Source organism: Litchfieldia sinesaloumensis (assembly GCF_900156865.1).
Lineage (GTDB): Bacteria > Bacillota > Bacilli > Bacillales > Bacillaceae_L > Ferdinandcohnia > Ferdinandcohnia sinesaloumensis.
Genome location: NZ_LT732529.1, coordinates 1,468,482 through 1,482,548, shown reverse-complemented (window position 1 = coordinate 1,482,548; position 14,067 = coordinate 1,468,482). Strand labels below are relative to the sequence as shown.

18 protein-coding genes are annotated in these 14,067 nt (G+C 36.6%); 15 read left to right on the top strand and 3 right to left on the bottom strand.

The genetic code is table 11. The features are described from left to right. Window positions 1–23: 23 nt before the first annotated feature. The 7 genes from CZ490_RS07350 (at window position 24) to CZ490_RS07320 (ending at window position 6,544) form a co-directional block, all read left to right on the top strand. On the top strand, window positions 24–1,106 hold the full coding sequence (locus CZ490_RS07350; RefSeq protein WP_077618286.1) for a zinc-binding dehydrogenase: 1,083 nt from the start codon (window positions 24–26) through the stop codon (window positions 1,104–1,106). A gap of 188 nt (window positions 1,107–1,294) precedes the next feature. Continuing rightward, window positions 1,295–1,996, top strand: a complete 702-nt coding sequence (gene alsE / locus CZ490_RS07345) for a D-allulose 6-phosphate 3-epimerase (protein ID WP_077618285.1) — start codon at window positions 1,295–1,297, stop codon at window positions 1,994–1,996. A gap of 81 nt (window positions 1,997–2,077) precedes the next feature. Further along, complete coding sequence (locus CZ490_RS07340; RefSeq protein WP_077618284.1) at window positions 2,078–2,776, top strand: GntR family transcriptional regulator; 699 nt, start codon at window positions 2,078–2,080, stop codon at window positions 2,774–2,776. Then, a complete protein-coding gene (locus CZ490_RS07335; protein ID WP_077618283.1) occupies window positions 2,769–3,746 on the top strand; it encodes a 2-hydroxyacid dehydrogenase in 978 nt (325 codons plus the stop codon). Before CZ490_RS07340 ends, CZ490_RS07335 begins: the two co-directional genes overlap by 8 nt. Window positions 3,747–3,815: 69 nt before the next feature. Next, complete coding sequence (locus CZ490_RS07330; protein ID WP_077620976.1) at window positions 3,816–4,826, top strand: zinc-dependent alcohol dehydrogenase; 1,011 nt, start codon at window positions 3,816–3,818, stop codon at window positions 4,824–4,826. Window positions 4,827–4,845: 19 nt separating this feature from the next. Beyond that, a complete protein-coding gene (kduD, locus tag CZ490_RS07325) occupies window positions 4,846–5,604 on the top strand; it encodes a 2-dehydro-3-deoxy-D-gluconate 5-dehydrogenase KduD (RefSeq protein WP_077618282.1) in 759 nt (252 codons plus the stop codon). 421 nt (window positions 5,605–6,025) lie between these two features. Next, on the top strand, window positions 6,026–6,544 hold the full coding sequence (locus CZ490_RS07320) for a nucleotidyltransferase family protein (RefSeq protein WP_077620975.1): 519 nt from the start codon (window positions 6,026–6,028) through the stop codon (window positions 6,542–6,544). 71 nt (window positions 6,545–6,615) lie between these two features. Here the strand turns inward: CZ490_RS07320 and CZ490_RS07315 are convergent, their stop codons facing one another. The 3 genes from CZ490_RS07315 to CZ490_RS07305 form a co-directional block, all read right to left on the bottom strand. Beyond that, window positions 6,616–6,789, bottom strand: coding sequence for a YvrJ family protein (locus CZ490_RS07315; RefSeq protein WP_077618281.1), 174 nt, complete (start codon window positions 6,787–6,789; stop codon window positions 6,616–6,618). Between the two features lie 62 nt (window positions 6,790–6,851). Then, complete coding sequence (locus tag CZ490_RS07310; RefSeq protein WP_077618280.1) at window positions 6,852–7,067, bottom strand: DUF2922 domain-containing protein; 216 nt, start codon at window positions 7,065–7,067, stop codon at window positions 6,852–6,854. 37 nt (window positions 7,068–7,104) lie between these two features. Further along, window positions 7,105–7,332 carry a DUF1659 domain-containing protein gene (locus CZ490_RS07305; protein ID WP_077618279.1) on the bottom strand — a complete coding sequence of 76 codons (228 nt, stop codon included), beginning with the start codon at window positions 7,330–7,332 and terminating at the stop codon, window positions 7,105–7,107. Between the two features lie 684 nt (window positions 7,333–8,016). On the opposite strand from CZ490_RS07305, the gene CZ490_RS07295 reads away from it, so the two are divergent. The 8 genes from CZ490_RS07295 to CZ490_RS07260 all read left to right on the top strand — a co-directional run bounded on the left by CZ490_RS07295 (window position 8,017) and on the right by CZ490_RS07260 (window position 13,723). Next, complete coding sequence (locus CZ490_RS07295; RefSeq protein WP_077618277.1) at window positions 8,017–8,508, top strand: RNA polymerase sigma factor; 492 nt, start codon at window positions 8,017–8,019, stop codon at window positions 8,506–8,508. Between the two features lie 5 nt (window positions 8,509–8,513). Further along, window positions 8,514–8,999 (top strand): hypothetical protein, encoded by a 486-nt coding sequence (locus CZ490_RS07290; RefSeq protein ID WP_077618276.1) that lies wholly within the window; start codon window positions 8,514–8,516, stop codon window positions 8,997–8,999. A gap of 30 nt (window positions 9,000–9,029) precedes the next feature. Beyond that, window positions 9,030–9,665 carry a YesK family protein gene (locus CZ490_RS07285; RefSeq protein ID WP_077620974.1) on the top strand — a complete coding sequence of 212 codons (636 nt, stop codon included), beginning with the start codon at window positions 9,030–9,032 and terminating at the stop codon, window positions 9,663–9,665. Between the two features lie 412 nt (window positions 9,666–10,077). Next, window positions 10,078–10,581 carry a competence protein ComK gene (locus CZ490_RS07280; protein ID WP_077618275.1) on the top strand — a complete coding sequence of 168 codons (504 nt, stop codon included), beginning with the start codon at window positions 10,078–10,080 and terminating at the stop codon, window positions 10,579–10,581. Between the two features lie 39 nt (window positions 10,582–10,620). After that, window positions 10,621–11,577 (top strand): DnaD domain-containing protein, encoded by a 957-nt coding sequence (locus CZ490_RS07275; RefSeq protein WP_077618274.1) that lies wholly within the window; start codon window positions 10,621–10,623, stop codon window positions 11,575–11,577. Window positions 11,578–11,763: 186 nt separating this feature from the next. After that, window positions 11,764–12,075, top strand: coding sequence for a hypothetical protein (locus CZ490_RS07270; RefSeq protein ID WP_077618273.1), 312 nt, complete (start codon window positions 11,764–11,766; stop codon window positions 12,073–12,075). After that, window positions 12,072–13,379 (top strand): pre-toxin TG domain-containing protein, encoded by a 1,308-nt coding sequence (locus CZ490_RS07265; protein WP_077618272.1) that lies wholly within the window; start codon window positions 12,072–12,074, stop codon window positions 13,377–13,379. Before CZ490_RS07270 ends, CZ490_RS07265 begins: the two co-directional genes overlap by 4 nt. A gap of 14 nt (window positions 13,380–13,393) precedes the next feature. Beyond that, on the top strand, window positions 13,394–13,723 hold the full coding sequence (locus CZ490_RS07260; RefSeq protein WP_077618271.1) for a hypothetical protein: 330 nt from the start codon (window positions 13,394–13,396) through the stop codon (window positions 13,721–13,723). The last annotated feature ends 344 nt before the right edge of the window (window positions 13,724–14,067 follow it).

Sequence of the window (14,067 nt, the reverse complement as noted above, 5' to 3'; positions counted from 1 at the left end):
ATTACTTTGGAGGGGAAAAATCAATGCATGGATTAGTTAGATATGGAACGGAGATAGGACATTTTAAATTTGAGACCGGATTGCCGATCCCAGAAGTTGGTAAGGATGATCTACTTATAGAAGTTAAAGCAGCAGGAATATGTGGTGCTGATTTAAAACATTATAACGTAGATAATGATGCAGAAGAAATTGTCGAAAACAGGAGAATAGCAGGCCATGAATTTTCTGGTGTAATTGTTGAGGTTGGAGAAAATGTGACTGATTGGAAGGTCGGGGATCGAGTTGTTTCCGAAAATACTGGAGGTGCCTGTGGTAAATGCCATGCATGCTCTGTAGGTAATTTTCTGGTATGTCCGCATAAAAAATCGTTAGGACTTACAGTAGGTATGGACGGTGGATTTACTAAATATGTTAGAATTCCTGGGAAAATATTGGAAATTTATAAGAATGCGATTTTTAAGATTCCTGATAATATTTCCTTTGAGGAAGCTGCATTACTAGATCCTATGGGCAATGCGTACATGGCTTTAGCTCAGCGTTCAAAACTATTACCAGGTGAGAATGTTGTTATATTTGGTGCTGGACCATTAGCTTTATGTTCTGTACAAATTGCAAAATTGATGGGCGCAGCTAATATTATACTCGTTGCATCAAAGAGGAATGAAGCTGTACGCTTTAAGATTGCAGAGAAACTAGGAGTCACACACTTTATAGTAAACGATCAAGAAGATGTAGTGAGCAGGGTAAAAGAAATTACAGGTGAAAATGAGGTAGGAGTGATTGTCGATTGTGCAGGTCCACCTGAAGTACTTAAACAATCTTTAAAGATTCTTAGGACTAACGGTCAATTTGTAAGAGTAGGTATGAGTTTTGAACCAGTTAATTTTTCGATTAATGACCTATCGATGAATGCTATTACACTAACAGGTCACATGGCTTACGATACAACTTCATTAAAGAACGTACTAAAGTTACTCGAAAAAGGCATGCTGGATGCAAAATCGCTGATCACGCATCGCTTACCACTATCAGAGTGGCAGACAGGATTTGAACTTATGTTAAGTAGGCAAGCAGTAAAAGTAATTTTAACATACGACGAGAATTGAAAACCCGGATGTCTACTATAATTTAATTTTTATTTTCTATTAGACGAAGATACTAAGAGGCTACTGAAAAACACAATTTTCAGTGGCCGCCATCTAGAATCTTTTCATAAAGCAGTTTTATTATCGCTTTTTAATTATTGGTATTATGACACCTTAATTGAAAATAAATAATGGGGTGAGGTTTAATTATGATTAAACAAAAAACACAAGGAATATATTTTGCACCCTCAGTCATGTTAATTGATATTTTTAAGGCAAAACAACAGCTAGAATTCTTAAATGAACATTCGGATTTTTTTCATATAGATATTAAAGATGGTAATTATGTTAAAAGTTTTGGAACAACACCTATGTTTATCGAACAGATAAGATCAATAACTACGGTTCCGATTGATGCACATCTAATGGTTACAAACCCTTGGGAACATTTAGAGGAAATAGCTAGGTCAGGTGCTGATTATATAACCTTTCATTCTGATACTGTTGCCAAAGAAGCATTCCGTACTATAAATAAGATAAAATCTCTTGGTTGTAAAGTTGGCGTTGCGATAAATCCTTCAGCTTCATTAAATGAAATTAGACATTACCTCCACTTGATAGACAAGGTTACAGTAATGACAGTCGATCCTGGTTACGCTGGCCAACCATTTATTATGCATATGATAGATAAAGTTAAGGAATTGGTTAAAATCCGTAAGGAAAGTGGTTTGGATTTTTTAATTGAGGCTGATGGTTCCATTGACGAAAGAGTTTACAAGCATTTATATGAAGCTGGCACTGACATCATCGTACTTGGAGGACCAGCATTGTTTGATAAAGATACGAGCATTAATGAGGCATGGAATATTATGAAAAACCACTTTGAAGTATCCATAAATTCAATACACTAATGTAAGGATATTAAAATATGCCTGAATATTAGAGGAGTGAATAAGGATATTTAAATCATTATTTTCAAGGGGCTATATAACATGAATTATCCAGAAAAATGGCTTAAGAACGATATGCTTGGAGAAAAAATAACAAATAATTTACGATTAAATATTATCAGCGGGGAAATACCAATGGGAACGATTTTGACTGAAAAACAAATATCAGATAACTTCCAAACTAGCCGTTCTCCAGTAAGAGAAGCACTTAAGGTCTTAGCAAATGAAGGTCTAATAGATCTTGGCCGTATGGGTGCAAAAGTTTTGGGTTTAACCGAAAATGACGTTAATGAGCTTTATGATGTGAGATTCCTTCTTGAGAACTTTGCTTGCCAACGAGTAATGAAGGATTTTGATGAAGTAAAAGTTAGGAAATTCACAAAAATAGTAAAGATGATGGAACTTTCCGCAGAACTTGATGATTATCTGGAATTCTCATATTATGATTTACTCTTTCATGAAAGCATTATTCTAGAAACAAATCATAAAAGAATCCTATACACTTGGAATAATATTAAACATCTTTTACTTTGTTTATTAATCGTTGCCACTAAAAAAAGGTTTGCAGAAGAGAAAGATCAAATCTATAAATTAATACAAAACCACGAGCAGTTAATTGACGTACTTCACTCTCAGGATAATGAACGCTTATACAACCTTATAAATGAGCATTTAGTTGATACGAAAAGAACAGTTGGAGAAGCATATTTTAATGAAAAAAAAGGAGTAACCTATGAGTAAATTCAAAGCAATTGTTATTGGAAAAATGGATAATGCTCTTGTAGATAAACTTCAGGAGCAATGTGATTTAAATATATGGGATAAACCAAGCCGCATTCCGCAGGAGTTATTATTGGATTGGCTTAAGGATGCAGAAGGCCTGATTAGCAGAGGAGATATTAAGATAGATGATGATTTATTATCCAACGCACCAGCTTTACGTGTAATTGCTCAATCATCGGTTGGATTTGATAATGTCAATATTGCTGCCTGTACGAAACGATCTATTCCATTTGGAAATACTCCGGGAGTTCTAGTTGAAGCAACCGCCGATTTGACATTTGGATTAATGCTTTCATCTGCAAGGAGAATTCATGAGGGCTGGGAATATGTTAAAGCTGGAAATTGGGACAGTCCATTTAATATTCCGTTAGGTGTTGATTTGTACGGGAAAACATTAGGAATTGTAGGGATGGGTAATATTGGATTGTCTGTTGCGAAAAGAGCACAGGCAAGTGGGATGAATATTATTTATCACAATCGCAGTCCACGGGAAGAAAACGAAAAAATCGGTGCAAAATATGCTTCCTTTGAAGGTTTACTTGAGGAGTCAGACTTTGTAATTGTACTTGTTCCTCTCTCTGAGCATAGCCTTCACTTATTTGGTAAGGAAGAATTTTCTCGGATGAAGTCAACCAGTTATTTTGTCAATGCATCAAGAGGGGCAGTTGTTGACACGGAAGCACTTTATGAAGCCTTAGTAAATAAAGAAATTGCTTATGCTGCATTAGATGTTACTGACCCTGAACCTATAAACAAGGACCATCCAATAATGAGTCTTAAGAATGTATTAATTACACCTCATATCGGTAGCGCAACTCATGAAACAAGAATGAGAATGGCGGAATTGACAATCGATAATTTATTAGCCGGCTTAAATAGAAAAAGTCTATTAAGTTGTGTTAACAACGATGTTAATTATAAATCATGATATTAATGTAATAGTTTAATATAACTATAATTGTCGTAAGAAATATAGGGAGGATTTATTTTGACAAATATGAAAGCTGGACAATTTTTCTCCGGAAAAGATGTAAGGATAAAACAAGTACAAAAACCTATACCAAAACAAAATGAAGCTTTGATTAAAGTAGCTTCAGCAGGGATTTGTGGAACTGATATGATGATTTATCTCGGCAAACACCCAAGAGCGAAAGCGCCATTAACAATGGGGCATGAGTTTAGCGGGATAATTGAGTCAATCAATGGAACTTCTGAGTTTTCTGTTGGGGATCGTGTAGTTATTGAACCAACTATTAGTTGTGGAAAATGTCCGGCATGCGAGATAGGACAAACGCATGTATGCCAAGAATTGAAGTTAATAGGGATCGATATGGATGGTGGCTTTGCAGAGTATGTTACCGTACCAATTAATCGTTTGCATAAAGTACCGAATGAGATTTCCTTATCTACCGCTGCATTAGCCGAGCCACTTGCAGTAGCAGTTCATACCGTTCGAAGATCAAGTCTTAAGATTGGGGAAAACGTTGCAATTTTAGGGGCTGGTCCAATTGGATTATTGATAGGAATGGTTGCTAAATTAAGCGGGGCAAAACATGTTTTTATTTCGGATATCAGTTCTTACCGTTTAGAAAAGGCAAAAGAATTAGGGTTACATCCAATAAATGCAGCGGAAAAAAATGTTGTCGACGAAATTTTATCCTATACTAATGGTAAATTGATAGATACAGTTTTTGAGGTTGCGGGCAACCAAACAACTTTAGAACAAACGGTAAAACTCATAAAAACACAAGGGGAAATTGTAGTTGTTAGTGTATACAAGAATAAACCAATGATTGATTTGGCCTCAATGCACTTTAATGAAATATCTTTAACAACTACTCGTTGTTACAGTAGAGAGGATTTTAAAACAGCAATTGATATTATGGCTGATGGAAAAATAGATATAACCTCAGTAATCTCACATCAACTTAAAATTGAAGAGATTGAAAAAGGTTTTTCGCTTATGGGTGAGCCGGATAAATCCTTAAAAATATTGATAGAACCATAAACAGGAGGTAACTCAATTTATGTTGAAATCTTTTTCTTTAGAAGGAAATGTAGCGGTAGTTACTGGTGCAACAAGAGGTATCGGACAAGAAATGGCATTGGCACTAGCTGAAGCAGGAGCTGATATAGCCCTCCTGCAACGAAATATGGAGCAAGAAGAGACGAAAAAGCAAATAGAGAACTTAGGAAGAAGATGCGTTATTATAGCATGTGACCTAGATAATCATGAACAGGTTAAACAGGCAATCCCGTCTGTAGTGGATCATTTCGGTAAAATCGATATCCTTGTGAATAATGCTGGTATTCAGCGCCGTTCTCCTGCTGTCGATTTTTCAGAATCTGATTGGGACGATGTTATGAATGTAAACTTAAAGTCGGTTTGGCTTTTAGCACAACAGGCGGGAAAGTACATGGTTCAACAGAAGAGTGGAAAAATTATCAATGTAGCATCTTTAAATTCATTCCAAGGTGGAATCAATATTCCTGCCTATGCATCCGCAAAAGGTGGGGTGGCTCAGTTAACTAAGGCACTCGCGAATGAATGGGCTCAGCACCATGTCAATGTAAATGCAATTGTCCCTGGCTATATTGCAACAGATATGAATGAAGCACTTATTCAAGATGAAACAAGAAGTAGGCAAATTTTAGAGCGAATCCCTGCAGGACGTTGGGGAAAACCTGAAGATTTCAAAGGCACTGTAGTATATTTAGCTTCAGGAGCGTCAAATTATGTGCATGGTCATTTATTAGCTGTTGATGGTGGCTGGATGGGAAGATAAATTTTAATTATTATTCTAAAAAAACATCCCCGCAATGAGCTGGGAGTTTTTTAGTGTCTATTATTGGATTGGTCGGTCCTATTTCCTTTTAATAACCAAAAATACTAAACTTATTCATTTATAATTGCGAGGGTGACAATGCTACTTAATTATTATGAGTAAGATAATCTTAAATTAATATGTATAGTAAATTTAAATTAATACTTAAAAAGCACTTGGCAGGACTTCATGCACAAGTGCTCTTTTGTGAGCATTTTTTCAAAACGGTATGAAAAATGATTTTAAATAGTTGTTAGATAATTTTTATGTCCTTTGTAACCCCAAATCTGTTAAGATGGGAATATATGTTCTTTTGGAGGTGTAAGATAAGGTGTTAAAAAACGGTGAAGATGTGATAAAATTAATCCAAAGTGATGAAAACATGATGGAGATCATAAAGACTGCAAGCACACTAAATCTGCCTGACTGGTGGATATGTGCGGGATTTGTGCGATCTAAAATTTGGGACACTTTACATGGTTTTACTAAAAGAACTGAGACTCCAGATGTCGATGTCATTTTCTTTGATGAACAAAATTGCGATGAGAATGTTGAGAAGGAACTAGAAATCAAGTTGAAAAATAGTATGCCAAATATACCTTGGTCCGTTAAAAATGAAGCAAGGATGCACATCATTAACAATCTTTCGCCCTATACTTCTTCAGAAGATGCTATTTCAAAGTTCCCGGAAACTGCGACAGCTCTGGGAGTGAAGCTCGACAAGGACAATAATTTAATACTTACAGCTCCTTGGGGAGTAGATGACGCTATCAATTTAGAGGTAAAGCCAACTCCTTTTTTTACTGAAACAAAAGAACTTGCTGCAGTTTACGAGAAACGGATTATAGAAAAGAATTGGAAGTCTATTTGGCCTAGAATTAAGGTTCACCATATCGAGTGAATAGGAGCCTACGCCGTTTCATTCTTGAAAATAAAAAACACCTAACGCCAAACACGTTAGATGTTCATTCCCTACGATATACCTTTCTTTGTTTCATACTGCGGCGGAGTGGCCTTCATGCTATGTGGCAGCATTTGAATCGAGTCTATGACACTATCTAGCTTCGTTTCAATACGCTGCAGTAGATACAATGTCACAACGATAGGAAAGCCAACCTCCTGGATAAAAGGCATTAGATGTTCCACCTAGATTTCCTCCTTTCTAAAAGTAAAGCCAACTCCCTAGTAGAGAGTCGGCCCTAATCGACTTATAATTCAACGTCTTCAACATTGCGTTCCACAACACGTGCGCCTTTTTTCGCGACGATTGCTCCGCTTGGTGTTAAAAATGCATTGGATGCAACGATTGCGTCCATTGCCGCTGAAAGTGCTACTGAATCAACAGGTTCCTTCGGATTTTCAATTGAAACGGTAGCTGTCTTACCATCTTCATTTGTAAATAGCATTTCGAGTGTCTTCGCCATTTGGTATTCCTCCTTTCTCTAGATTTTCATCAAACGATTAAATCTCTTCAGATAACATAAAGCTATCATTTCGCTCGATGTTGTAAAGCTGTTGGTCTTGTAGGCCAACAATTGCAACGGCTACTGAATAAAGCTGATCAGCTGTTGCAGCAGGGTTAATATTGTTGTAGTTTTTGTTCTTGAAGATTGGTTTACCCTTCTCGTTAACACCGGCATCAAACACTAAACGTAACTGTGAACGTTGGATGTCTTGAATGGCTGCCATGTCTATCACCTCCTTTTCACTACTGTTATAGAGGGGAGAAGGGGGAAAAGGGGCATCTAACATTGAAATGTTTTTAGGTGGGAACAAAAAATTGTGAGAGTGATAGGAATTAATACTTCGGATGTAGAAGAATATAATAATATGGTTCTAGGAAGAATAGACTAACGAGGAAAGCTTCCGCCTGCAGCGTACATCAACGGTATATAAATACTACATAGTGTATATAGCTTACTAAATTTATAGAGAGAGGGGTTCTTCATGAAACGATTATTTGAGGAAATAAAGGCCAACATCAAGGCCAATTATAATCTATACGTTGATGCCTACGAGAGGACATCGACCGACAGGTACACTCACGACCAAGACCATCATGTTGAATACAAAAGGAGTAACTCCAAGGTAATCCCTTTCGCTCAAAGAACAGAGTCAAATCGAAAGAAATATAAAAATCAGAAAGAAAAAAAGGCCATCAAATAGAATCTGTAAACATGAAATCTAAGGGCTAAAATATGTGAGTTTTCAAGCAGAACTTGCATATGTTGGCCTTTTTTTATTTGTAAATCTAATGGCTTTTTTAGATACGACTTCACTAAAACTAAAAATTTACCATTTTTTAAAAATAAAACAAAACCTTTTTCATTACCAATCGTCTCATTAGTGCGTGACATTTTACGGAGGAAAAAAATGATAAATCCAAACCCATTTGAGGTGATTAAGGAGATATATGAGGAACATTACTCCTATTTGCGGAACTTTTTAATTGGATTAACCAAAAGCAACGACCTTGCGGATGACATCATTCAAGAGTTATTTGCAAAAATCTTAACAGATCCATCTAGAGTTCAACAGGTTACTCATATGAAAAGCTGGTTAGTAACAGCAGCCAAAAATACACTCCTTGATCATTATAAAAAAAAGAAACCAGCCCTGTTTCATGATGAAAGTGTAATCGAAACCCTATTAATTGATAATCAAACACCTGAATCAAAGGCGATCATCAACTCCCAAATAAAAACGTCCTTGGGTTCTTTATCGACGAGTGACAAGGCCATATTTTTAGCTAAGTTTCATTATGGCTATGATTATCAAGAAATAAGTACACTTTTGGATATCCCTATCCCTACATTAAAGTCCAAGATCTTTCGGATGAGAAAACAGATGGCAAAAAAGAGGTGAAGAAGATGGAAGAATCCCAAAAGATTCATATTCTTGTGAAGGAATTAATCCCGGTTTTTGATGAACTCGAACAGGAAACAAAGGATGTGGTCCTAAGTCATACTCAAACGTGTAGTGAATGTCAGCACTTATTGAATGAGGTAACTGAGGAGAATTATCCGGTGGTCGAACAAAGTGAGGAAGTAGGCATAAAGCCGTTAAAGAAATTAGTCCAGTTTAACCGTGGCCTGAAATGGCTGTTTGTTTCGATTCGAGCTTTGATTTTGTTTTATATTACCTTTTCTGCTTTCCAATTTTACGACATGGATCTTTCTGCTGATGCAGCCATTGAATATATCGGTGGTAGTACGTTCATGTTCTATTTTCCAGCAGCTATTTTTCTATTAGTCTTTACCATGACCTTTTTTACAAAAAGATGGATGGTATTCTCGATTCTATTTGATTTGGGAATTGTATTATTTTTAGATACGATTATATCGATTTTTATTTAATCTATTGATAATGAGGTGAACAACTTGGAAATGTTGGGTGTAGTTGGTTTATTAATCGGAGCTGGTATTTTCTTATTTACTCTTATTGCTTCGAAAAAAACGGGGAAGTTCTATTTGGCCCCGATTGTGACTTTTCTAATGGCTATGTTTATCGTTCTATACGGATTGTTTAAGGTGGGGGGCTTTGAAGGGATGGCCTATGGAATCCTGGGGGCAGGTATTTTGGCAGCAGCCGTCGTCGGGACGTTGTTCCTTCCTTTTATGAAAAGGATAAAAAAATCTGAGTTTAACAAAGTGGATAAATCAATCTTAGTTATCCTCCCAATCCTTCTATTTGCTTTTATTGGGTGGAGTATTATTTCAGATGAAGGCTATTGGATCAATGGAGAAGGTTATATCGCGGCTGGTAAAAACACTTCCTCCTACTACGAGGTGACTACCATTTCAGAAGGTGCGAAACAAATTACAATCCAATTTGGCGAGGAATATAAAGGAAAGCAAGTGGAAGTAAAACATGTAAAGACCATTGGAAACACTGAAATCACAGTGAAGGCTGTCGATAAAGGAAAAGCAAACGAACTTCCATTTATCACAATTGGCTTAGATAAAATAGTCGATCCGTTAGTCGTAAAAACAACTGATGGAGAAATCATAGATTCATATTAACGTTCATATTCCTAATTCCTCGTAACTGCATAGAGGGATTAGGTTTTTTAAATTTAAAATTAATGGGCAGGGACCACAAATAACATGGCAACTTCTAATCTGAAACTGTGACATTTAATGAGTAGAAATCAATAAAAACACAATAATTCATATTTTGTTCACAAAATACCAACCACCAGTTGACATTCATACATAAATACCAACTATAGTTTTGTTTACGGTTCGCTGTTTTTAGTATTTACTAATAATAGGTGATTTTACGTTGAGCCATTTGACCTAGAACCTATACGGTTACCAAATAGCTAGGACATGCTTTTCCTCACTTTTTTATTTTACACATACTACATCAACCTACTATTTTACCTACATAAAACTTAAAATCCCCCATACCACCGCCAAAGGAGAGTACCTTATGACTCAGATTCTTGATTTCTATGAAATTACCCCACAAACAAGGGCCATTTTAGCCGTAGCAGAAATTGATTATTCCGCGATTGTTCTTGAAGAGGATCGAACGATTCTTGTCAGGCAGACGCCCTTACAAATCATTAAAGCAGCTTGTTTAGAAGGCGGTGCTTCCTATGAAGGGAGACGAAAGGCTGTCACTCATTTAACGGGCGCCATGCAGAAAGTACCAATCCCGATTAATCCTTGTAGAAAGATCTTCGCTTTTCCGACTCAATCACCAACCACGTTTGAGTGCAACTGGATTTTCTACCATCATATTAAATCAATATCCATTTCCAAATCTTCAAATCCTTACGTCCAATCCATCATTCATTTTAAAAATAACCAAACGCTTTCCATGAATGAATCATGCTATGTCTTGCAAAAACAATACCAGCGTACGGCCATGTGCATCTTACAATTTTCAACAACAGAACAATTGCAAACGCCTTCATTAATCGAAGTATAAAAACCTCGCAAAAATAACCTACAAAGGATGGCTTCTACTATGACCGGAAATCTTATACTAAACGACAGACCTTTACTGATTAGCCCCACACTTGCAGCAATGATAGGACTGAATGAAAGTATTGTCCTCCAGCAGTTTCACTATTGGATGTTACGCAGCAAAAATATTCGTGAAGACCGTAAATGGGTCTATTTTACCTATGATGAACTAGGGCAGCAATTCCCGTTCTTCTCGATCAGTACGATTCGAAGAGCGATTTCGAATTTAGTGAAACATGGCTTTGTGAGCACAAAAAATTTCAACAAAATGAAAATGGACCAAACGAAATGGTATACGATCCATTACGAGCATGTGGAAGAGTTGAAGCATGAAGAGGATAACCTCCAAAATGATGTTGACGCGCTTGAGCCAGTGCTAGAACCGATTTGTTCAGATTCAACAGACGAGTTGTCCAAAGTGAGCAGCCCATGTGTTCAAAATGAACAGTCCAGTTGTTCAAGTTGGACAGAGGATGCGATCAGTTTGAACACAGCAATACCAGAGAGTACTTCAGAGAATACTACAAAGAATACTTCAGAGACTTCATCTTCTTCAAAACAAGAGAATGATCCCTATCCATTTTTTGAACAAAATGGCTTTGGAAAAATCGGAAACTATTATGCCAGGAAGATAAAGACGTGGTGTACGGAATTATCTAATGAACTAGTGATTGAAGCTATGAAACTCGCGCTAGAAAACGGTTCAACCCGCTGGAATTATGTAGAGGCTGTGCTAAAAGATTGGAGTAACAAAGGTATCCAAACCGTGGACGAAATGCTGGAGGCACGCCGTAGTTACAACGACCGAAAACAGCAAAATGGCAGTAGAAAACCAGTCCGAACAGAACTTTTACCGGATTGGGTGAAACATGAGGATTACGAGGAGAAACCCGTATCTAATTTGGATTTTGAAGCAAAGAAAAGGCTATGGGAAGAGAGAAAAAAGGCATATTGTTAACGACAATCTTCATGTTAGTAAACTAAAGTATGAGCCATTATTCTTTTGACCAATAACGAAGCAGAGAATAAAAATAGCCCTTTTGACCTCCGTTTTAAAAGTGTATTTGTGTCTTTTGATTCATAAAAAGGTTGTTCCTAACTGGTAAAATTTACAATATAAACATTTACCTAAGAGGAGACGAATATGGAGTTAATAGATGAGATAGAAAGGAAAGTACAACGTCGAAAATATTTACTAATGGTCGACCTTTTAGAAGGATATCGCTCAAACATTAACCAGGCATTAAGCAGAATGGGGAATAGTAAGCAAATTTATCAATCTGCACATAGTAGATATGCGTACAACTGGAAAGGGCAAACAAGAGACGCCTATGATGAAATTGGAGCTGAGTTACATCATACCGGGAACAAAGTAAACGTTCAGGGTGAGCAATTAATAAGTGAAATCAATAAAGAGATTCGCAGATTGCTAGCCAAAGCGGAAGGCTTGAGATGAGTGATATTAAGATCAAAGCGGATGAGTTGGAGGAGTTTGCGGATCAAATTGGTAAGGCGGAGCGGGAATGTAATGATGCCTTGGATGCGATTAATTGGCACTTCTCGTCCTTGCTGGCCAATTTCCCAGGAGTGGTTCCAGGTTCGATCCATAACTTAGAGGCTGATTTAAAATATTCAATCAAGAAATACAAAAGCAAGCTTGACGATGCCCAACGAATTGTGAAGCTCACTGCTGCCAATATGAAAAATGATGAGCAAAAAATGTCTGGGAAAGTTGGCGAGTTTTTGCTTGAGCTTGTCGGCTGGTATGACATTCAGCGTGTATTTAGCGAGTACGACCCTGTGACTGGTGAGAAGCTTTCAGCAGGAGATCGAGTACTCGCTGTAGGATTTCTTGCACTCACGTTTGTACCACCAGCCAAAGCTGCGGGTGTTGGAGGAAAAGCAGTAATCAAAGGAGTCGATGCCGGTCTTCCTTCCCTGGCAAAATCACCAGAAGTTTTCATGAAAATACGAAATGTGCTAGACCCAAAAAGAGTGCAACAAGCATTTCGCTCCGTGTATAATGAAGTGGTAAAAGGCCCAATTGCCGCTACTAAGGCCTGGTTTGATAAAATCAAGAAAGGCATTGGAGACATTCCCATTCCACAACTCAGACAAGAGGCAGTAGCAGGAGTCGGAGTCGTCAACAAAACCGTTAGGGATGCTTTTGGCGATGCGAAGGACTTTATCCAACGAATCAACAGTTCGAAAGTGGATAAAGTGGATGTTAAGGGTACAGGGGAAGTTAGTAAGAAAATTTCTGATTCCCCACATGTAAAAGAAGCAAAAGATTTAATAGCTGAGAGAACAGAAGGACTAGATCTAAAAGAGCATCCAACTACAACAAAACAAATGAGTTCTAATAAAATGAAAGAGTTAAAGGATAAAATTGACAATAGAACTATTACAAAACAAGAGTATGCAGACTATATTTGGAACAAAAAATTTGCTAAAAGAAGGGATAAAGGAGTTAAAGAATATTGGTATCAAGAACAACAACGTTTATTAAATAATGAATCACTCACTCGAAATTGGTCTCAAGAACAGATAAAAGATATTCTTTCTGGTAAAACTCCTAAATATGACGGTAAACCAATTGCAGGGCATCATAGTTATAGTGCTTCGAAATATCCACATCTTGCTGATAGAGGAGAAATAATTTATCCAGTAACTTTTAATGAACATTTAAAAGGATGGCATGGTGGGAATTGGAGGAATAGTATTCCAGGCGAACCTATAATACCAATTAAAGACTTTTAGGGAGGTAAAATTCTATGGTGAAGATGAAATTGAAAATTGATAATGATTCCAATAAATTAAAGTATGTATCTATTATTAGGCAAAATAATGGTGCTAGCATTCAAGATATAAAAAGAAATATAGAGGATAATAAAGTAGTACTCGAAAGTGATTATTTTGATACAGATGAATTAAAAGATTTTAAGAAAACAATGGAAGCACTAATAAGTAAGGGAGCAACAGTACATTTGTTTCAAGATGATAGAAAGGTTCAGATTGATTATATTAGTAACCTTATTAGTTCATATGAACAAATTGCTGAAGACAGAGAGAAGCTACATGATAGAATTTTAAGTGATGATTAAAAAACCTTTTATTTTTCAACTTTTAAAACAATATAGAAAAAGTATAAAGCTTGTATCTAACAGAGAACTACTCAATATTGAAAAGGGATCTATACCTTTATATATTTATTAAATGATATAAAAAATCATGATCCAAATTTATTTGGTAATTTTGTCGATAAAGTACTAACAATGATGTAGTATAGCCACCTTAATCGGTTCACGCCTTTTAAGGTGGTCTTTTTTAACTCTCATCCCAAGTAAAAAACTCTTAATTTCTTTACCCAATGAAGACATTCCCATTCCAAAACTCAGACAAGAGGCGCTAGCAGGAGTAGGGGTTGTCAACAAAACCGTTAGGGATG